Consider the following 20,363-nt stretch of genomic DNA (forward strand, 5'->3'; position numbering starts at 1 on the left):
CGGGCACAACACTGGCCAATGCGGCTTATGGGGTCGGCGGTACAGCGACAGCAGGTGGCGAAGTCAACATCGCCAACGGCGCCAACGGTCGTCGCATCACTGGTCTTGCCGCCGGCTCCAGCGCGACGGATGCCGTCAACGTCAGCCAACTGAATAAAACGGGTCAGGACACTGCGACTGCCCTGGGCGGCGGCGCAGCACTCGATGCGAACACAGGAGCATGGACGGCCCCCAGCTATTCCACCAACAGCATCAGCGTGACTGGCAGTAACACTGGGCCTTTGGTCAGCAACAACGTTGGCGCAGCGTTGACCAACCTCAATACCAGCGTGACCAACACCGCTGCCGTGGCGGTGAAATACGACGATGCCGTGACTAAAAATCAGGTGACCTTCAACCCGGCAGGCACCGCGGTGAAGTTGACCAATGTCGCGGCCGGTGCCTTGAACGCCACCAGCACCGACGCAGTCAACGGCTCGCAGTTGTTCGCCACCAATCAAACCGTCGACAACATCGTCAACAACGGCGCGGGCATCAAGTATTTCCACAGCAATTCAGCCCTGGCCGACAGCAGTGCGACGGGCCAGGACAGCGTAGCCATCGGCCCGCTCGCGAGTGCGACCATTGCCAACGGCGTAGCGCTGGGCGCCAACTCGTCGGCCACGGGCACAACACTGGCCAATGCGGCTTATGGGGTCGGCGGTACAGCGACAGCAGGTGGCGAAGTCAACATCGCCAACGGCGCCAACGGTCGTCGCCTCACAGGGCTTGCCGCCGGCTCCAGCGCGACGGATGCCGTCAACGTCAGCCAACTGAATAAAACGGGTCAGGACACTGCGACTGCCCTGGGCGGCGGCGCAGCACTCGATGCGAACACAGGAGCATGGACGGCCCCCAGCTTTTCCACCAACAGCATCAGCGTGACTGGCAGTAACACTGGGCCTTTGGTCAGCAACAACGTTGGCGCAGCATTGACCAACCTCAATACCAGCGTGACCAACACCGCTGCCGTGGCAGTGAAATACGACGATGCCTCCACCAAAACTCAGGTGACCTTCAACCCGGCCGGAACCGCGGTAAAGCTGACCAATGTTGCGGCCGGTACTCTGAATGCCACCAGCACCGACGCGGTGAACGGCTCACAGCTGTTCGCGACCAACCAGACCGTCGACAACATCGTCAACAACGGCGCGGGCATCAAATATTTCCACAGCAACTCGATCCTCGCCGACAGCAGCGCGACCGGTCAGAACAGCGTGGCGATGGGACCGACGGCGGTTTCCGGAGGTGCCAACAGCGTTGCGCTGGGCAATGGCGCCACGGCCAGTTTCGACAACAGTGTTGCCCTGGGCTCTGGCTCATCCGCAACAGGCACAACGTTGGCCAATGCGGCTTATGGTGTAGGCGGGGCGGCGACTGGGGGTGAAGTGAACATCGCCAACGGCGCCAATGGCCGTCGCATCACCGGGATCGCCGCCGGCTCCAGCGCCACGGACGCCGTCAATGTCAGCCAATTGAACAAAGCCGGGCAGGATACAGCGACCGCCCTGGGCGGCGGCGCAACGCTTGATGCGAGCACCGGGACATGGACCGCGCCGAGCTATTCCACCAACAGCATCAGCACAACCGGTACCAACACCGGCCCATTGGTCAGCAGCAACGTCGGCGCGGCGCTGAACAACCTCAATACCAGCGTGACCAACACAGCCGCTGTGGCGGTGAAATACGACGATGCCACGACTAAAAACCAGGTGACCTTCAACCCGGCGGGGGCTGCGGTGAAGTTGACCAATGTCGCGGTAGGTACGTTGAACGCTACCAGCACCGATGCCGTGAATGGCAGCCAGTTGTTCGCGAGCAGCCAGAACATGGCGTCGGCCCTGGGTGGCGGCGCGTCGGTCAACGTGACAACCGGGGCATGGACGGCGCCAAGTTACTCGACCAACAGCATCAGCGTGACTGGCAGTAACACTGGGCCTTTGGTCAGCAACAACGTTGGCGCAGCATTGACCAACCTCAATACCAGCGTGACCAACACCGCTGCCGTGGCAGTGAAATACGACGATGCCTCCACCAAAACTCAGGTGACCTTCAACCCGGCCGGGACCGCCGTTAAGTTGACCAATGTCGCGGCCGGTGCCTTGAACGCCACCAGCACCGACGCAGTCAACGGCTCGCAGTTGTTCGCGACCAACCAGACCGTCGACAACCTCGTCAATAACGGCGCGGGCATCAAGTATTTCCATAGCAACTCGACCCTTGCCGACAGCAGCGCAACCGGCCAAGACAGCGTGGCCATCGGCCCGTTCGCGAGTGCAACCATTGCCAACGGCGTGGCGCTGGGCGCCAACTCGTCCGCCACGGGCACAACATTGGCCAATGCGGCTTATGGGGTCGGCGGGGCAGCGACAGCGGGTGGCGAAGTCAACATCGCCAATGGCGCCAACGGTCGTCGCATCACGGGTCTCGCCGCCGGTTCGAGTGCGACGGATGCCGTCAACGTCAGCCAACTGAATAAAACGGGTCAGGATACGGCGACTGCCCTGGGCGGCGGCGCAGCGCTTGATGCGAACACCGGAGCATGGACAGCCCCCAGCTATTCCACCAACAGCATCGGCACAACCGGTGCCAACACCGGCCCATTGGTCAGCAGCAACGTCGGCGCGGCGCTGAACAACCTCAATACCAGCGTCACCAACACAGCCGCAGTGGCAGTGAAATACGACGATGCTGCGACTAAAACACAGGTGACCTTCAACCCGGCAGGCACTGCGGTGAAGTTGACCAATGTTGCGGCCGGTGCCTTGAACGCCACCAGCACCGACGCGGTCAACGGCTCGCAGTTGTTCGCGACCAATCAAACCGTCGACAACCTCGTCAACAACGGTGCGGGCATCAAGTACTTCCACGGCAACTCGACCCTCGCCGACAGCAGTGCAACCGGTCAGGACAGCGTGGCGATGGGGCCGGCCGCTGTTTCCAGTGGTGCCAACAGTGTTGCGCTGGGCAATGGTGCCTCGGCCGGTTTCGACAACAGCATTGCTCTGGGATCCGGCTCGTCCGCGACAGGTTCAACGCTGGGCAACGCGGCTTATGGCGTGGGTGGCGCGGCAACCGGTGGCGAAGTGAACATTGCCAATGGCGCTAATGGCCGGCGCATCACCGGCCTTGCCGCCGGCTCCAGCGCAACGGATGCGGTCAATGTCAGTCAACTCAACCTGATCGGCCAAAGCGCAGCGCTGGCCTTGGGCGGGGGCGCACAACTTGATCCCGCCACGGGCGTGTGGACCGCTCCGAGTTATTCGACCAACAGCATCAACGCGACCGGTGGCAACACCGGCCCGCTGGTCAGCAACAACGTCGGCGCTGCGCTGAGCAACCTCAATACCAGCGTAACCAACACAGCCGCTGTGGCAGTGAAATACGACGATGCTGCGACTAAAACACAGGTGACCTTCAACCCGGCAGGCACCTCGGTGAAGTTGACCAATGTCGCGACCGGTGCGCTGAACGCCACCAGCACTGATGCAGTGAACGGCTCGCAGTTGTTCGCGACCAACCAAACCGTCGACAACCTTGTCAACAACGGTGCGGGCATCAAGTACTTCCACAGCAACTCGACCCTTGCCGACAGCAGCGCAACCGGTCAAGACAGCGTGGCCATCGGTCCGGCAGCGAGTTCGACCGTCGCCAACGGCGTGGCGCTGGGCTCCAACTCGTCCGCCACGGGCACAACGTTGGCCAATGCGGCTTATGGCGTTGGCGGGGCGGCGACTGGGGGTGAAGTGAACATCGCCAACGGCGCTGATGGTCGTCGCATCACTGGCCTTGCCGCCGGCTCCAACGCGACTGATGCCGTCAACGTCAGCCAACTGAATAAAGCCGGGCAGGATACGGCGACCGCCCTGGGCGGCGGCGCAGCGCTTGATGCGAATACTGGAGCATGGACGGCCCCCAGCTTTTCCACCAACAGCATCAGCGTGACTGGCAGCAACACCGGCCCGCTGGTCAGCAACAACGTCGGCGCTGCATTGACCAATCTCAATACCAGCCTGACCAACACGGCGGCCGTGGCGGTGAAGTACGACGACGCCGCGACTAAAACTCAGGTGACCTTCAACCCGGCAGGCACCGCGGTGAAGTTGACCAATATCGCAGTCGGAGCGTTGAACAGCACCAGCACCGATGCAGTTAATGGCTCGCAGTTGTTCGCCACCAACCAGACCGTCAACAACCTCGTCAACAATGGCGCCGGCATCAAGTACTTCCACAGCAACTCGACCCTCGCCGACAGCAGCGCAACCGGCCAGGACAGCGTGGCGATGGGGCCGGCCGCTGTTTCCAGTGGAGCCAGCAGTGTTGCGCTGGGCAATGGCGCTACAGCCAGCGTCGACAACAGCGTTGCCTTGGGCGCCGGCTCATCCGCTACGGGCGCGACATTGGCCAATGCGGCTTATGGTGTCGGCGGGGCGGCGATTGGGGGTGAAGTCAACATCGCCAACGGCGCTGAGGGTCGTCGCATCACTGGCCTTGCCGCTGGCTCGAGCGCAACGGATGCCGTCAACGTCAGCCAACTGAATAAAGCCGGGCAGGATACGGCGACTGCCCTGGGCGGCGGCGCAGCGCTTGATGCAAACACCGGGGTATGGACGGCACCGAGTTATTCGACCAACAGCATCAGCGTGACTGGCAGCAACACCGGGCCTTTGGTCAGCAACAACGTTGGCGCTGCATTGACCAATCTGAATACCAGCGTGACCAACACAGCCGCTGTGGCAGTGAAATACGACGATGCTGCGACTAAAACACAGGTGACCTTCAACCCGGCAGGGACTGCGGTGAAGTTGACCAACGTCGCGGCCGGTGCCTTGAACGCTACCAGCACCGACGCAGTCAACGGCTCGCAGTTGTTCGCGACCAACCAGACCGTCGACAACCTCGTCAACAACGGCGCGGGCATCAAGTACTTCCACGGCAACTCGACCCTCACTGACAGCAGCGCAACCGGCCAGGACAGTGTGGCCATCGGCCCAACCGCGAGTGCGAGCATTGCCAACGGCGTAGCGCTGGGTTCCAACTCGTCGGCCACGGGCGCGACACTGGCCAACGCAGCTTATGGTGTCGGCGGGGCGGCGACTGGGGGGGAAGTGAACATCGCCAACGGCGCCAATGGCCGTCGCCTGACTGGCCTTGCTGCCGGTTCCAGCGCAACGGACGCGGTGAACGTCAGCCAGCTCAACCTGATCGGCCAAAGCGCAGCGCTGGCTTTGGGCGGCGGTGCACAACTCGATCCAGCCACCGGCGTGTGGACGGCCCCGAGTTATTCGACCAGCAGCATCAGCGCGACTGGCAGCAACACCGGCCCGCTGATCAGCAACAACGTCGGCGCTGCGCTGAGCAACCTCAATACCAGCCTGACCAACACCGCTGCCGTGGCGGTGAAATACGACGATGCCGTGACCAAAAACCAGGTGACCTTCAACCCGGCGGGAACCGCGGTGAAGTTGACCAACGTCGCAGCGGGCGCCTTGAACGCCACCAGCACCGACGCAGTCAATGGCTCGCAGTTGTTCGCGACCAACCAGACCGTCGACAACATCGTCAACAACGGCACCGGCATCAAGTACTTCCACAGCAACTCGACACTGGCCGACTCGCAAGCCAACGGTCTGGACAGCATCGCGATCGGGCCGCAGTCCATTGCCGCAGGCGTCAATTCATTCGCTGTCGGTTCAGGCGCCAATGCGACGGCTGCCGGCGGTCTGGCGCTGGGTCATCTGAGCCAGGCTCAGGTGGCGGGGGGGATCGCACTGGGTGAAGGCTCGGTTGCCGACCGGGTCTTGGCACCCACCACGGGTTCGATTCCAGCCGGCGGCGGGACGATCATCTACGACACCTCGGACGCCACCTTGCTCGGCTCGGTTTCGGTGGGCAAGGCCGGCAGTTACCGGCAGATCACCAACGTGGCAGATGCCACCCAGGATCACGACGCCGTGACCCTGCGTCAACTGACCGGCGCGATGGGCTCCCTGAGTTCGACCGGCACGCAGTATTTCCACGCCAACTCGACGAATACAACGGACTCGCTTGCCAGCGGCGCGGAGTCGATCGCTATCGGCCCGGGCACCGTGGTCAATGGCGACAACGGCATCGGTCTCGGCAATCAGGCCAATGTCGGCCAGGCCGCCGCCGGCGGCATCGCCATCGGTCGCAATACCCAGGTGTTGCTGGCGTCCGGCATCGCCCTGGGCAGCGCGGCCCAGGCAGCGGCGGAGCAGTCGGTTGCGTTGGGCGCCGGGGCCAATGCCAGCCACGCCATGAGCGTGGCGCTGGGTTCGAGTTCGCTGACCACGGTCGGTGCCGAGACAGGTTACAGCGCCTATCGATTGGCAGCACCGCAGACGTCAGTCGGTGAGATCGGCATCGGCACGGCACTGGGCAGTCGCAAACTCACCGGGCTGGCCGCCGGCACGCAAGACAACGACGCGGTCAACGTGGCCCAACTGAAAGTGGTCGGCAACCAGGTGGATCAAAACACCACGGACATCACCAACCTGGGCGGCCGCGTCGGCGGGCTCGAAAACCTGATCGGCGCGGGAGGCGGCATCAAGTATCTGCACGTCAACTCGACCAAGGCCGACTCCGCTGCCACCGGTACCGACGCGATGGCGTTGGGTGCCCAGGCGCAGGCGTCGGGCAACGGCTCGGTGGCGATGGGTAGCGGCGCGACGGCTTCCGCCGACGGCAGTGTTGCGGTGGGCAGTGGCTCCAGCGATGACGGGCGCGGTGCAGAAACCTACAGCGGCAAGTATTCGGGGGCGAATAACGCGACCGCGGGCACGGTCTCGGTGGGTAACGCCGCGACCGGCCAAACCCGAACGGTCAGCAACGTTGCCGACGGCAAGAACGCCAATGATGCGGTCAACGTGCGTCAGCTCGACGGTGCAGTGGCCGAAGCCAAGCAATACACCGATGAGTCGATTGCCAACCTGGGGACGAATGCGGGTCAGCAGGATGGCCGCATCACCACCGTCGAAGGTGATGTCGCCAACATCAAGAACGGCACCGACGGCATGTTCCAGGTGAACAACAGCAGCGCGGCGGCCAAACCGAAAGCCACGGGTGTCGACTCGATCGCTGGGGGAGTGGGGGCGGTGGCATCGGGCAAAAATAGCGCGACGGTCGGTACCCGGTCCCAGGCTTCCGGGGAAAACTCTGTTGCTCTGGGCAACGGGGCCAAGGCTTCGGCCAGGAATGCCACGGCACTGGGTGCCAACTCGGTGGCGGATCGCGACAACAGCGTCTCGGTGGGCAGTACTGGCAATGAGCGGCAGCTCACCAACCTCGCGGCGGGCACTCGCGGCACGGATGCGGTGAACCTCGACCAGTTGACCCGAAGCGTGGCGGACATCACCAGCAGTGCCAATGCCTACACCGACCAGCGCTATACGGAGCTGAAAAACGACCTCAAGCAGCAGGACGAAATTCTCAGCGCGGGGATCGCCGGCGCGATGGCCATGGCCAGTCTGCCGCAGTCGTACTCACCGGGTTCCAGCATGACGGTGGCGGCCGCCAGCAGTTACCGCGGTCAATCGTCGCTGGCCTTTGGCGTATCGCATATGTCCGGCAACGGCCGGTGGGTGACCAAGTTACAGGGCAGTACGGACACCCAGCGCAGAGTCGGGGTGGCGGTGGGTATCGGCTATCAGTGGTGACCCGCTGATGGGGCTTGTGCAGGTCTTAATCCAACTTTTTTCAGGCAGAACACTATGAACATGAAATCCATTTTCGTCGCCATTCTGATCGCTCTGGTGGCACTGGCCGGTTACGACAGGTTTCTGGCCGACAGGGCGACGGATACTCCGCGTATATGGCTGCGTATTCCTGCGCTACCCGTGATTCAGGACGCGGTTTTCCAACTGGCGCCCAGGTTCGACGAGCCGCGCAAAACACTGATGATGGAGCAACTTTGCGCGTTGGCGCGTGGCGAAGTGAAACAGGAACAGGTCGACGCCTTTCTCAAGCAACAGGGGATCGACGCGCAGACCTTGCCGCGACAGGGCAGCCCGCTCTCGTTGCTGGTCAATGCCGATCAGCCAGGGCAGGCCTCAGCCTGTGCGGCGTATCTGGCGACGTCCGTGCTGTCGACCGTCAATGTGGCCGAGTTCATGCACCCCGTCACCGTACCGGCCGCCAACGGCCAGCCAGAGCAATCGTCGTTACAGATCGATAACGCGTTGCTGACGTCGGCGCTGTCGGTCAAGTTGGCCGTGGCGCGAGCCAACGCCGATATATTCGCCTTGATCGCCGCCGAGCTGCAGCGCAGTCCAGGCCTGACGATCCCGCAATACCGTGAACGAGCCGGGCAGTTGTTTGCCCGCCTGGCCCCGACTTACCTGCAGCGCATCAAGGAACAACTTCCGCCCGCGAACACGCAGTACAAGCTGCTGCAAATGGACGACAACCGCTTCGTCTTCAGCAGTTCCGTTGGCAGTGTTTTCGAGTTTGGCCGCAACGGTCTGGTCCTGAGCCAGGGCGGAATTGTCTGGTACGGCAAAGGCCGGTTGATGGGGCAGGAATACCCGCTGCCGGTGGAGTTCTTTTCGGCGGCCGTCAAAGACTTGCTGACATCGCCGACATCGCAACAGCCCACCTCGATCCAGTGAACAGGTGATGACACACATCAACTATCGAAACCCATGTTGCCCGGAGGTGAGTGGTGGCTGAAACAGTCGACAGATTCTTTCTTCGATTACCTGAAGGCTTGCGTCAAACGTTGAAACGCATCGCGAAAAAGAACCGACGCAGCTTGAATGCCGAAATTGTCGCGCGGATGGAGCGCTCTTTGGCGGGGCTGCACATAAGCGATCTTGATGATGGAGCCAGGCACGCGTCGATTCGTGAGTCTTTCGGGGAGAAAGATAGGGCAGAGCACAGCAGCCATTGTGCGGAGCGGGGTGACACAGGAGTCCCGACGCCTGAATAAATCGCACGAACGTAGGGTAGGGGAGGCCTTGTAGATCGACGATCTCGTCAGTGTGGAGTAGCCAGTGATGCCTTACAGGTTGCGTAACGGCATCCAGTTACACTCAGTCGATCAACCTGCTCAGTATGCGATGCCCATCATGAGTCACCTCGACCATCGCCGAAAGCATCACGCTATCCGCGCCGTCTTGGGTGAGAACGGTCCAGAATTCCGGCGGTTGGAACCGTACCCCGAAGGTGCCGGACTTCGCCACCACATAGACGTTTAGCACCTGCCCAGATTTCATCAGGGTTTCATCATCGATGGCGCTCTTATAACCGAGCACTTGAGGTTTCTGAATCCGCATCTGGCCCATGGAGTATCCCACTAGCTCATGCACGGCAACCACTTGGTTGGCATCAAGCTCCTGTTGAATGGCATTGCCCACATTAGATAACCGTTCGCCAGCCCGAATCTGGGCGATACCACTTTGCAGCGCTCGGCGGGCTGTCATCAATAGTTGCCGCTGTTGTTCAGTGGCATTGGGAGTGGCGAATGTCCAAGCCTGGGCTACATGGGCCTGGGACGATGCGGCTACCAACTCCACTTTGACAAGTGCAGCATCCGGAAAAGGCATATCAGTGGGTACTGCGTTACCCACCTGATTATTCACCGAAACCGGCACGGCCTCTGGGTACCCCATGTAGCCCACAGCCATCGGCCGCCAGCCATACTGCGAAAACTGCTTTAGTAAAAAGTGCTGAATCGCTATACCACTACCGCCTTGGCGGATCATCGGTTTGACCTTAAGCAGCATGTCACTGGCGAGGGGGGCGAGCCGCGTCTCCTCAGCCAAAATTTTCTCGCTATCCAGCTGAGCAATCCTAGCCCCAAGCTCTTCGTTACCTGCCGCGTAGTGGTCGTACTGCGATTCTGTGGCGAAAACACTTGTACAACATACCAGTGAAAGTATTCCGATTTTTTTCAAAACATGGTTCCTTGGACGCGAATGCATGGCTTTTTCAGCCAAGGCGCGAAGCTGTTCCGGGGGCATCTGGTCGAGGTTGGGCGAGAAAGTCATGAACCCTACAAAACTTTAAATTCTATGTAAAAGGTGTTTTCGCTCCTCCTCCCACAGAATCAGAAAAAATAGGTATATTTTGCGGTTTTGGGAAGTCAGTTGAATATGGCGAACGTTACCGATGAAGAACTTGAGGAGAGAGCGTACAGATTACTCCTCCGTACATTAGAGTGGACGCTGGCGAAAGTCGTCGGGAAGGTGGTGGATAAATCGAGCTTGCGGCAGCATCTAGCAGGACACTCTTTTCATCTCGCTATTGATTTGATTGGAGGTGTTCGTACCCTTGTTTTGGAGAAACAGCGCTCTGCAAGTTTCGTCCTTATGCGTAGTATCGTTGAAAATTCACTGCGAGGGTTTTGGTTTTCTTACGTAGCTACTGATGAGCAGATCAAGCAGTACTCTGTAGGCCGTATGACTAATACCACAAAGGCTATTGCTGCAGAGATTCAGAAAAAAGGGTTTGAGAAGGACTGCAAATTTGCTCTTTCTCACCCGGTTTTCACACATTTGGATCAGCTTACTCACGGGGGGGTGGAACACTTGGCGCTCCGTGATGAGGAGAGTGCATCGAGAAAGATTGGCCCGGTGCAACTAAGTGGGCTCATGTTAATACTATGTTCAAGTTATTTGATTTTTTTAGTGGATTACATTTTGAGAGTGGTGCATGAAGACCTTGTCGGGGCGGACTTCGCCTATAAAGAAGGGTGCGAGTTGTATCATTTGGATTAAGTTTTTTGGACTACCCCCGGTACGATAGACATCCCCGGCCTACGCTTCGACATGCCGGAGCAACGCTTCGGTGTCGTTCATGTTGAGATCAAAAATAATCAAGCTGAATCCAGGCTGGGGAGGGGCGTTTTAACTGGCAAATCCGTGGCTGAGCTTTTCAAGTTCAGCCTTCACGAGTTCGTATCCCGCCTCACTGTGAGCCGCTTGCAACCGTGAGCACGTAATGACTCCAACCATCGGCTGATTCAGCCAATGGTCGGCTTTCGCTTTGTTGCCAAATACGAGATCGGCTTGGCGTCGGATCAGCTCGATAAAATTCATGTTCCTCTCTTGTGAAGTCGGTTGTTGATGACTGCGACGCCCTACGGCGTCAACGTGCTTCCGTGGTGACTGCTGAGGTAGCCGAGTAACCGCTCTCCATCGTGATAGCCTCAATAATGCCTATTGGGTCTTGAATCATCAGCCGCAATCATCCCTGACTAGCGACAGAAACTATCTCCCTCTACAACCGTACAATTTCACGGTTGCCTGGCCGCCACTACACAACATCGTCAGCTGTTCCAATATCTTGATGTATGCGCAAGTAAACCTTCCCGGCGATCATGTCAACGCAGCGTACCAGGGTAGTAATGGCCTTAGCATCAAAGCTGCGGTGCTCTGGGTTTTCCATGCGAATCGCATAGATCTCGGTCATATTGAAGTCTTGATGGATGACTTCTGACGTGAATGTGTACACGGTGTCATAAAAGCTTCGCCCGAGCGGGGACATCTGGGCTTTGTTGCTGACATTGTTCAAGAAGTCATAGCAGTACCTCAGGCTCTCAGCCCATACCTTATTTCGCTTTGTATTATCGGAGCGCGAGGCCAGGACTAGAGCCGCGTCGAACCCTCTGCGATCGACTGCAGAATGGGTCTGCAGCCAGAAGCCGACCTGCTCTGGGGCTAGCCAATCGACGTAGAAGTCCAACGATATTTCATAAACGGATCGAAGCAATGCGACCGCTTGGTAGTAGAAGCTGTTTTTGATCAGTAGCCTGATCGCTTGAATGTTTTCACTCAGACGATAAAGGACGGAGAACAGTGTCTGGTGGTAATGGATGCCGGCGCTATAGGCCCCGTGAAAGTTTTTCAGGCGCTCAGTCAGGGCGTCAATGGTGCTTTGAAGGTGCTCGAACTTTGAGTCGTTATCGGTGAACTCCTTTGTACCGAGAAGTGAGTAATACTCGGATTTTTCCGGTAAGGGCATCGTGGAACAGATGAACCCGCCCAGATTTTCTTCGTGGAAAAACTGGTGCCTTACCTGGAACGCGCTTTCCACAAGATCGGCAGAGGTCTCCAGGATGACGACGGGTACTCTGTGGATTCCCAGTTCCTTGTAAGCAAGGTAGACGTCGGTGTCGTCAGGCGCGATGAATTTAGCGTCTGAGTCTGAGTTTATGTTCTTGTAGACATAGAGCGCTGGTCGGTGCCCGGATCTGATCATCTCCTTGGCATGGTCAACCATCTCCCTCCGGACAGGGTCTTCGACAAGGTCGAATCGCCCGTTATTTCTCTGGAAAAAGCCATTGAGAATGTTGTCCAGCGGTAGGCGGGAGAGCAGTGCTTGTTTCTTACCATTGCTGAAGGTCAGATATTTCTTCAGGAAGATTTCGTCATCAACCAAGTCATCACGGCACAAAATCTTGTCGGTGGAGATTGTTGTGGTGATAGGTCGGCGTACGAGCTTTTTTGATTCATTTTTGAGCATTGGTTGCTTCCTTTCAGTGTTTTCGTGCCGCCGTTACCACAGAGATAGAGTGCATAGTTGCATGCAAGCGCATCGGTCAGATCCTATCGGTTTAGGACGCCGGTCGGACAAGGAGGATAGCTTGTAAGCGACTATTGGCCACTTTCACACTGCCGTTGTTGCGTTTGTTATCAACAAGGGGAAAAGCTAGAAGTACGCACCATGACATCCCTGCATCGCGAAAATTTACTGGAAATTCAAGCATCCACTGGAGATCTGAAGCTCAGACAAAATCGCGCGGTGCCTCCCACTTAGTACAACGGCAACACTAATGGCAATTGGCCAATATCTGCAATTTTTGGCATATTGATCGATACCAACGGGAAGTGCAGGCTCCTGGGATCTCGCTGCGCTGATAGGCCTTGCTTAATCACGAAAGGCTGGCCTCGGCCCTCGACCGCTTGCGAATGTCGAATGATTAGGCTCAGGATTGGTTGCAGATGTGGGGGGAACGACTCCTCGCGCCCAAGCAAAAGGCGGTTAAGACCAGAAGCACTGGCCCCAGATTCAGCGGCGGGATACCCATCGCCCAACTTGTTCATTTCGAGTACATTTCTCAACAATTTTCCGGCTACTCATGCGTTATCGAGCAGTAGCCGACCGGTGCGTAAGCAACGAGGGAACGTGAGGGCCTGAATGCAAATCAGCCGAAAGTTAAACCTGTATGACATCGAAAGTCTGTACGACTCAATAGGTACGGATCCGCAAATCAGGCTGCCTATCAGCATGAGCCATGGAGGAGGGCTTGGGGTAGACGCGGCCCTAGCTCAGTTTGTTGTTACCTGGGCCCGGGCCTATGAGCAGTCAGTCCTGCATCTATACGCCCCCGTCGAGGAGGCTATCGCTCATATTCCTCAAGTTGCCAAAAGCGCCGCTGGTCTCTTCGCGCTCATCATGAGCAGTGAGATCCATACAGAGGATCACCAGATTGTTGACCGTCGCGAAGCCCTGATGGCAATAAGGCCCCTAATTGAGGCGATGTTCGACGGCGACATCCGTAACACTTCTAGTACCAAAGGTGCTCGCCCTACGGCTATCAACCTGTTCAGCGTCAACTATGCAAAACGGGAATTCATCAAACCGTTCTACTTTGATCACAGTTCACCACAGGTTCAGCCGCAATCTTGGTTTTCAGAATTGATTGCACACTCATCTAATCTCATGACGGCTAACAAAGACAGGGCCGCGCTTCTTAAAGCTGGTCTTCCTGAACTAGGGAGCGTTCTATACGAGCTGATCGATAACGCGGATCAGCACGCTACCACCGATGTCGTGGGCAACAAATACAGGAAAGCGCTCCGTGGTACATCAATAAAATTGAACCGCATCAGTCGCCAGGACGCCTTGGGTTACTCAGACCGAGAGCCCGAACTGGCACGCTTCATACTCAAGCATTTTTTGAGGTCGGAGGTTCTGGACTTTTTAGAGATTTCAGTGATCGACAGTGGGCCTGGCCTCGCTCGGAGATGGCTGACGGCCAAAGAAGGGCGTCCGGTCGAAAGCCTTGAGCAATTGGATTTTGATGAGGAACTGAGCGCGACACTGGAGTGCTTCAAGCGACATGTTTCATCCAAGCCTGACCCAGAAACGTCTGGCATTGGTTTGCATACCGCGCTGCAGGCGCTAAACAAACTTAAGGCTTATGTGCGGGTGCGCACAGGGCGACTTTCGTTAAATCAGGCTTTTCAAGGACGCAGTGGGATAATGGAGTTCGAACCATCAGCCAGGGGTACTAAGGAACGATTGGTCGCCGCTGAAGGCACAGTATTCACTATTTGCATCCCGGTGGGCTGATATGTTCGATTTAATGGATTTCGAAGCGGAGCTTCGTCAGGACGGCAAGCCCCTGCATCTCGCTGTCTTTTTTACAGGCCCTGACTTCCTCACCGGGAAACAGATTGCTCATGCCCTTCAGACTCAGTTGCCCCGCCACGTAATGCCGGATGCACTGCTGTTCCTGCTTCCCAAGTACACGCTTGAAGAGTTCAAGGATCACAAGGCTGACAAGGCTTCCCCACTGATGGCTCAGTTTGAGCGAAAGGGGCCGGGCTCACCTCAAACGTACGGGGTGGGGTTCTACGATGAGACGGGGGCGATCACCGAATATGTACATGTTTCAGGGCCTGACACCAAGGTAGGTGCGGTGATCAAGGCTCAATCACGAGCCATTGCAAAAGCTGGCCTTGCTAGCCTGGTCAAGCGCTCAGACGTTTTGAAAAAAGCGCCCGCGGGCTTCTTCTACTCAAAACCCTCGTCTCGCGCTTCAAACTATTTCATCCGTGCTGAGGATCTTCTGTCAGAAGCGCACCATGCCCATTTCTTGGCGTTTGCGTGCTTGCCACTCATCAAGAAGATCAAAGACGAAGGGCGGGCCGCCCCCGATACCTTGTACCTGGACACGATCGCATTACTGCCATTGGCTTTCGCCATGCAAATGTACCTCATGCGTTTTAAGCAGCCACTTTTCGCGGACATTCGCTCGTTCCACTCGCATGAGGGCTTGGTCAAAGATGGGCCTTTGCCGAAAGGCGCGTCCGCGATGTGTCTGATCTCGGCCTCCACTCGATGCGGGCTGGCAGACCAATGGGTGAAGATCAACAGTGCCGACTCGTGTCTTGTGACCACCATCTTGTCATTTGAACCCATTTCGGACAGCTGCTCGATCTTGCATATTCTGAAGCAGCCAGAGGACTTTGAGGTGCTCAACGAGGGAGACTCTGGTGGCACACGGCTCATCCGTATTCACGGGGAGCGGTTCGTGGCTGAGCACAGCGAAACCAGGCTTCTGAACATCACCACCGACCACGCCCCAACGATCCTTCAACCCAAGTTCTACTTATACATGGGTGAAGGCCTGTTCAGCTGTTTCAGACAGGACAAGCCTGGGGCCCGGTCGCGAACGGTGCACGTCGATAAGAGTAAGCTGATTGACACCCTTGGGTTTAAGGAATGGTTCGACACCGTTTTGCTGGAAGAGGCGGTGTCGTCCACTCGATGGATCATTCACGATGACGATGAAGCAAGTGCCCAGCTAGCAGACAAAGCCATCGCCTACCTCGAAGGGTGTGGAGTTAAGATCGAAAACAGGGTGTCGTTTGACGATTTCGATGCCGGTACGAAATTTGATGGCTCGGTGATCGTCCTGGCTGCTGCAGTTGAGCGTGGCTCTCGGTTGCAGAGCGTTAGTCGGCGGTTGCGTACTGCCCAGCAGAGTGGCACGCGTCTCTACATAGCAGGAGCGCTGTTTGGCCGAAGCTATCAGACGATGAAGGAGCTGCATGCCAACCTGACCCAGCCGGCGAAAGACCATAGCAGATTTATCTTCAAAACCTACATCGAGATCCCTGCTGCTGAACTGGCATGCGCGGTGCACTGGGAGAAAGAGCGAGCTTTGCTGCAGTCCTTGTATTCGATCAGCAGCAAATTTTCTGATCCGATCAGCAATCGAATGAAAGTCTTTAACCAAGTGCCTGTTCAGGGACTGGCGCTGAATCCTTTCTGGCCCAGCAGTCAGACTGGTGAGCCGATGACGCTGGCTCGAGGCTTCGCGTTCGTTGATGGCAAGCCCGACGGAAAAACTAACGTCACCGTCGCGACGTCCACGGACATCTTCCTGACCATCTTGTGGATTCTGCAAAACGCCAGGTACGGTGAAAAAATTGCGAACGCCAAGCGCTTGGAGTCAGGCGAGCTCCAGCAAGTGCTGTTGTCGCCAGAGGTGTTTTCAAGGTTCGACGACGGTGTGATTCAGGCGGCATTCCTCCATGCTGCATTGCCGACCGAACTGGATTACCGTGCCGATGAAACCCAAAGTCTGGCCATGTCGGACATTATCTTTCGCCTGGCCGCAGGTTATGGGTACGAACGAGGAGAAGCAGCCATGGAGTTCGTGATGGCGTTGGCCATCGAGAAGATCCGCCTCCATAAGACCGAGGATACGCGTCTACGACAAAGGCTCATAAAGGTTTTGGAAGACAAAATCCCTGAAATCGTACATTTGCTTGACCCTGACGCGGGGTCTCCGCTTTAAGTCTCAACCCTCGCTCCTGTATTTCAGATGCCACCCCCCCCCTAGCTTATAGCTTAGGGGTGGCGGATCTCATAACAGCGGCAGTTAAGTTCCATGGGTAAATTCTCAATGGCTTTACGGGCTAACTGTATAATTTTATACCGCTAATCTTGTTTCTGAGTAATTAGGTCACGTCAGCGTAAGAGAACATATGGCTTCCATTTATCATTACACATCAGGATCGGACTTACTGGGCATTATCAGCAACAGTGAATTCTGGGCGACCGATATAAACTTTCTCAATGACCATAATGAGCATGCTTTAGGCTATGATACCTGCATCAAACATGTTGAAACTTTGAAGAATGATGAGGCGGATCCTCTTTTTGGGCCTTGGCTGAAGAATCTTTATCAACAGCTGATAAATAAATAGCTCTAGGACGAAAAGAATCAAGGGTATTGCATTGAGTTTGATGAGGATCTTTTTTTGCCTGCACCAAAAGAAGGCGCTGCTTCTGAGTTTTTTATGCGATTCGAAGATGTAAATTATGCCAATTTTGATTTATTTAGTGCCAACTTAAGTCAGGTTATTTCAAAAGATTCAATTGTTTCTAGAATGCTAGATGCGCAAAAGGCGGCGAGCTTGATCGGGCTGGATGTGCAACACCGACAATTTTCTGGGGGGCTTAGCCACAGATATAATGCGGAAGCTTATGTCTTGCCTCATGATTTCAAGTTATTCTTACAAAAATAAAGGATTCGTTCATGAGGATGAGCGGCGACTGTTACTGATCCAGAATGATTTGACCCCAAAAAATAGATATCAACCTACTGCTACAAAATTCAGGGAGAAAAATGGGGCGATTTATCCATATGCGTCAGTTGCCTTTGATCGAAGTAGCATAAAAAGTATTATAGTGGGGCCGTGTTCTGACTTTGATTTCAAAAAGTCTGGGTTGCAGAAACTTCTGAAATATCACGGCATTGACTGTGAGGTGAGGCAGTCTGCTAGCTCTCTTCGGTTTACGTGATCTTGGGCATAAACTGATATCTATGGCCTCCTCAGGCCTAAGGTGCCGATACCTCAACCCCTTACAGCCTAAAAAGCATGATCTAATCTAACGGCACGAGCTGAACACTCTTCACGCACACTGTACTTCCCACTGCACCCACAAAATCGATAAGCATCCTCAGTGCCCGTCAAAACTGCGTTCAAAAGGATCGAGAGAGGTTATGCAATGCCTTACGAGTTAGAAAATCGCTTGGTGATCGGAGTAGCTTCCAGCGCTGTGTTTGACCTGGTGGCATCGGATGCCGTGTTTAAGAGCCAGGGGGAGGAGGAGTACCGCAAATTTCAGCAAGAACACCTCCATGACCCGCTCCCAAAGGGGATTGCGTTCCCCTTCATCAAGCGTTTGCTGTCAGTGAATGACCTGAGCGACGATCCCGAGGATCCGCTTGTAGAGGTGATCCTTCTTTCGCGGAATGATCCTGACACCGGACTGCGAGTACTGAAGACAATCGAGCACTATGGACTTGGAATGACACGGGCGATTTTCATGCAAGGAAAATCCCCGTACGAGTACATCCCTGCACTAAACATTGCGTTGTTTTTGTCTGGTGAAAAAAAAGACGTGGAGGGTGCGATTAAGGCAGGGTATCCGGCAGGGCAGGTGCTCGAATCAAAATTCGAAGACGACGAAGCTGACAAAACCCTGCGCATCGCATTCGACTTTGACGGCGTACTCGCCGGCGATGAATCTGAGTCGATCATGCAGTCTTCCGGGCTGTCAGAATTTCATGCTCATGAAGTGAAGAACGTCATGCAGCCTCATAACCCTGGGCCGCTGAAGGAATTCATGGTGCGGATATCCAAGATCCAATCGGTCGAGGAGAAGCACAAAAAGCAGAACCCGCAGTACGAAAACCGCATCCGCGTTTCGATCGTCACGGCCCGCAATGCTCCGTCCCATGAGCGTGCGATGAATACGCTTAAGAGCTGGGGCGTCATGGCCAATGACGCCTTCTTCCTGGGTGGCATCGACAAAGGCAAAATTCTGGGCGTGTTGAAACCGCACATTTTCTTCGACGACCAATCCGGGCACCTCAAATCGACCAGCGCCGTCGCTCCATCCGTGCACATTCCTTTCGGCATCACCAACAACGTGACAACTGAGGTTGAGGTTGCGCCTGAGGTTGGTCAGGTAAGTGAGGCGATGTAAGACGGCGACATGTTCTGGTTGGGGCCGTTTGAGTACAAATCAAAAAAAGAGCTGTTGGATCGGCTCAAAGACTATCTGCATAACGCACCAATCGGCGTGATCACCAACACGCTCGCGGTCAAAAAATGCACCTGCGGATAGCAATGCATCCGGAAGCCAGCAGAAAAATTGGTGTCGGGATCGATCACTTCAGGATCGACAGAAATGCCTTGGGAGCGGGCAGGGGGGGCAGACTTGTCCGCTTGGACGGCAGCGAAGATAGCTTTTCCTATAAGCGCTGCGTCACCGGCGCCGTCCAATCACGACCTGGCAAAGTATGCGAGGCACTGAGGTTCGCGCTGCGTCCGCAACTGATCGCAGGGATCCATTCTGGATTCTGGTCGATTAAACCGCTCTTGATACGTCCGGAACTGGAGAAGCACTGGCGTTGGTGGATTTGAAGTTTTCTTCCAAATTTGAGGGGTACCACCGTCTCCGAGCGGGGCTTAAGCCTTTGTTGAAGAATGCCAATGTTGCGAAGGAAGGGCGCCTGTCCGGGAGCACAAGGCGCGAGAAAAGATGCGTCCACGCGAAAGTGAAAATCACTGAGGATCTCCGCGCTACGTCAGCAGAGATTGTATCGTCTGGAGCGGTACACCTTTGAAACCAATGACTGGGACACCCCAAGCGTATCTGCCACTTCTGTCTGGGTGAGTCCCCGCTTTAGTAGCATCAATATATTCTGATCTCGCTGAAAAGTGCTGACCTCAGAAGGGTCATACTGCGTCAACTCCTGAAGACCAGGGCCGAGGAGGGTACGAATAGTCGTACGGCCATCAGATCCCCGAGCAACACACCGAATCAAACCTTTGGATTTATTAACGCGTAACTCGAATTGAAGCACACTCGGATCGCCGTGCATCGCTCCCACAATCGCGGCAACTTCTGGGGCGGAAGTCATTGGTACTGGTGATCGAGACCTTCTAATCATGGGAGCGTCTCCCGAGTGGTGTGCGCGCTAGTACTTTTATTACGATAGCTCAATCGCTGTCGGCTGCTGAGCATCTCGTCCGGTTGTACATTTTTCGCGTGATGGGAGCGTCGCCTAGAGACATCGTTTCATCCTTACAGACCTTCAGCCCGGTAGCCGAGTCACCGCCCAATCCAGACTTAACTCGGAGACCACCTATGAGTCGTCGGCTTCTTACATGTGAGTTCCAGATTTGCGCGCGCCGAACGTCGTACTTGGCTGAACGTCAACTGGGCGAGTTTTGCCGCAGTTTCTGCAGCATCTAGCAATGTCTCATCATTCCTTGCGGCATCCGCAATAGCGACCCGATGTCGCCGAATCAAGGTCTGGACACCTTCGCTAGACATGACTTTCGACCTCTGAGTTTCCGTCAACGTGCAGACATCAGGGAGCGGATGTCTGGTCGGCAGTCCTCGAGACTCTACGTATTCCCTCAAAATAAGAACAAACTGATTGCATAGCGGGCGCTCAGTTTCCAGAGGTGCCCCTGGGTTATCAATGAATACCCAGGGACTGCAGCGAGGCGGATCACCAGGTTCGGGCGGGTGCTGATAAGCCATAA

General features: G+C 56.2%; 14 protein-coding genes and 1 pseudogene. 11 read left to right on the forward strand and 4 right to left on the reverse strand.

Going from position 1 to position 20,363, the window contains the following annotated elements; translation table 11 throughout:
- Positions 1-95: 95 nt before the first annotated feature.
- From ACQKQA_RS04365 to ACQKQA_RS04380, 4 genes and pseudogenes are all read left to right on the forward strand, one after another.
- Positions 96-203: pseudogene (locus ACQKQA_RS04365) on the forward strand (hypothetical protein); the annotation flags it as partial.
- Between the two features lie 105 nt (positions 204-308).
- Positions 309-7,715: a YadA-like family protein gene (locus ACQKQA_RS04370; RefSeq protein WP_427554100.1), complete on the forward strand. Its 7,407-nt coding sequence runs from the start codon at positions 309-311 to the stop codon at positions 7,713-7,715.
- Between the two features lie 54 nt (positions 7,716-7,769).
- Positions 7,770-8,666: a hypothetical protein gene (locus ACQKQA_RS04375; RefSeq protein ID WP_427553906.1), complete on the forward strand. Its 897-nt coding sequence runs from the start codon at positions 7,770-7,772 to the stop codon at positions 8,664-8,666.
- 53 nt (positions 8,667-8,719) lie between these two features.
- Positions 8,720-8,986: an Arc family DNA-binding protein gene (locus ACQKQA_RS04380; protein ID WP_427553908.1), complete on the forward strand. Its 267-nt coding sequence runs from the start codon at positions 8,720-8,722 to the stop codon at positions 8,984-8,986.
- 103 nt (positions 8,987-9,089) lie between these two features.
- On the opposite strand, the gene ACQKQA_RS04385 is transcribed toward ACQKQA_RS04380, so the two are convergent.
- Positions 9,090-9,953, reverse strand: coding sequence for a M24 family metallopeptidase (locus tag ACQKQA_RS04385; RefSeq protein WP_427554102.1), 864 nt, complete (start codon positions 9,951-9,953; stop codon positions 9,090-9,092).
- A 198-nt stretch (positions 9,954-10,151) separates the two neighbouring features.
- On the opposite strand from ACQKQA_RS04385, the gene ACQKQA_RS04390 reads away from it, so the two are divergent.
- Positions 10,152-10,775 (forward strand): DUF6988 family protein, encoded by a 624-nt coding sequence (locus ACQKQA_RS04390; protein ID WP_427553910.1) that lies wholly within the window; start codon positions 10,152-10,154, stop codon positions 10,773-10,775.
- 129 nt (positions 10,776-10,904) lie between these two features.
- Here the strand turns inward: ACQKQA_RS04390 and ACQKQA_RS04395 are convergent, their stop codons facing one another.
- Both ACQKQA_RS04395 and ACQKQA_RS04400 read right to left on the reverse strand, forming a co-directional pair.
- Positions 10,905-11,096, reverse strand: a complete 192-nt coding sequence (locus tag ACQKQA_RS04395) for an MbcA/ParS/Xre antitoxin family protein (RefSeq protein WP_427553912.1) — start codon at positions 11,094-11,096, stop codon at positions 10,905-10,907.
- Between the two features lie 217 nt (positions 11,097-11,313).
- The gene (locus ACQKQA_RS04400) at positions 11,314-12,522 is read right to left on the reverse strand and encodes a hypothetical protein (RefSeq protein ID WP_427553914.1); all 1,209 of its coding nucleotides are present in this window, start codon (positions 12,520-12,522) and stop codon (positions 11,314-11,316) included.
- 675 nt (positions 12,523-13,197) lie between these two features.
- Here ACQKQA_RS04400 and ACQKQA_RS04405 point away from each other — a divergent pair.
- The 6 genes from ACQKQA_RS04405 to ACQKQA_RS04430 all read left to right on the forward strand — a co-directional run bounded on the left by ACQKQA_RS04405 (position 13,198) and on the right by ACQKQA_RS04430 (position 19,232).
- Entirely contained in the window at positions 13,198-14,355 is a 1,158-nt protein-coding gene (locus ACQKQA_RS04405) for an ATP-binding protein (RefSeq protein ID WP_427553916.1), read from the forward strand.
- Position 14,356: 1 nt separating this feature from the next.
- The gene (locus tag ACQKQA_RS04410; protein ID WP_427553918.1) at positions 14,357-16,591 is read left to right on the forward strand and encodes a hypothetical protein; all 2,235 of its coding nucleotides are present in this window, start codon (positions 14,357-14,359) and stop codon (positions 16,589-16,591) included.
- A 190-nt stretch (positions 16,592-16,781) separates the two neighbouring features.
- Positions 16,782-17,003 (forward strand): hypothetical protein, encoded by a 222-nt coding sequence (locus ACQKQA_RS04415; protein ID WP_427553920.1) that lies wholly within the window; start codon positions 16,782-16,784, stop codon positions 17,001-17,003.
- 54 nt (positions 17,004-17,057) lie between these two features.
- The gene (locus ACQKQA_RS04420) at positions 17,058-17,324 is read left to right on the forward strand and encodes a hypothetical protein (RefSeq protein ID WP_427553922.1); all 267 of its coding nucleotides are present in this window, start codon (positions 17,058-17,060) and stop codon (positions 17,322-17,324) included.
- Positions 17,325-17,808: 484 nt separating this feature from the next.
- The gene (locus ACQKQA_RS04425; RefSeq protein ID WP_427553924.1) at positions 17,809-18,792 is read left to right on the forward strand and encodes a 5'-nucleotidase; all 984 of its coding nucleotides are present in this window, start codon (positions 17,809-17,811) and stop codon (positions 18,790-18,792) included.
- A 143-nt stretch (positions 18,793-18,935) separates the two neighbouring features.
- Positions 18,936-19,232 carry a DCL family protein gene (locus ACQKQA_RS04430; RefSeq protein WP_427553926.1) on the forward strand — a complete coding sequence of 99 codons (297 nt, stop codon included), beginning with the start codon at positions 18,936-18,938 and terminating at the stop codon, positions 19,230-19,232.
- 164 nt (positions 19,233-19,396) lie between these two features.
- Here the strand turns inward: ACQKQA_RS04430 and ACQKQA_RS04435 are convergent, their stop codons facing one another.
- The gene (locus ACQKQA_RS04435) at positions 19,397-19,762 is read right to left on the reverse strand and encodes a helix-turn-helix domain-containing protein (protein ID WP_427553928.1); all 366 of its coding nucleotides are present in this window, start codon (positions 19,760-19,762) and stop codon (positions 19,397-19,399) included.
- Positions 19,763-20,363: the final 601 nt, after the last annotated feature.

It is taken from the genome of Pseudomonas sp. NPDC089530 (genome assembly GCF_050280705.1).
GTDB lineage: Bacteria > Pseudomonadota > Gammaproteobacteria > Pseudomonadales > Pseudomonadaceae > Aquipseudomonas.

Excerpts from the sequence above, each read along its gene's own strand:
- ACQKQA_RS04375 (WP_427553906.1), top strand. The coding sequence starts at position 7,770 with ATGAACATGAAATCCATTTTCGTCGCCATTCTGATCGCTCTGGTGGCA.
- ACQKQA_RS04390 (WP_427553910.1), top strand. The coding sequence starts at position 10,152 with ATGGCGAACGTTACCGATGAAGAACTTGAGGAGAGAGCGTACAGATTA.
- ACQKQA_RS04395 (WP_427553912.1), bottom strand. The coding sequence starts at position 11,096 with ATGAATTTTATCGAGCTGATCCGACGCCAAGCCGATCTCGTATTTGGC.
- ACQKQA_RS04400 (WP_427553914.1), bottom strand. The coding sequence starts at position 12,522 with ATGCTCAAAAATGAATCAAAAAAGCTCGTACGCCGACCTATCACCACA.
- ACQKQA_RS04405 (WP_427553916.1), top strand. The coding sequence starts at position 13,198 with ATGCAAATCAGCCGAAAGTTAAACCTGTATGACATCGAAAGTCTGTAC.
- ACQKQA_RS04410 (WP_427553918.1), top strand. The coding sequence starts at position 14,357 with ATGTTCGATTTAATGGATTTCGAAGCGGAGCTTCGTCAGGACGGCAAG.
- ACQKQA_RS04415 (WP_427553920.1), top strand. The coding sequence starts at position 16,782 with ATGGCTTCCATTTATCATTACACATCAGGATCGGACTTACTGGGCATT.
- ACQKQA_RS04425 (WP_427553924.1), top strand. The coding sequence starts at position 17,809 with ATGCCTTACGAGTTAGAAAATCGCTTGGTGATCGGAGTAGCTTCCAGC.
- ACQKQA_RS04430 (WP_427553926.1), top strand. The coding sequence starts at position 18,936 with ATGCATCCGGAAGCCAGCAGAAAAATTGGTGTCGGGATCGATCACTTC.
- ACQKQA_RS04435 (WP_427553928.1), bottom strand. The coding sequence starts at position 19,762 with ATGATTAGAAGGTCTCGATCACCAGTACCAATGACTTCCGCCCCAGAA.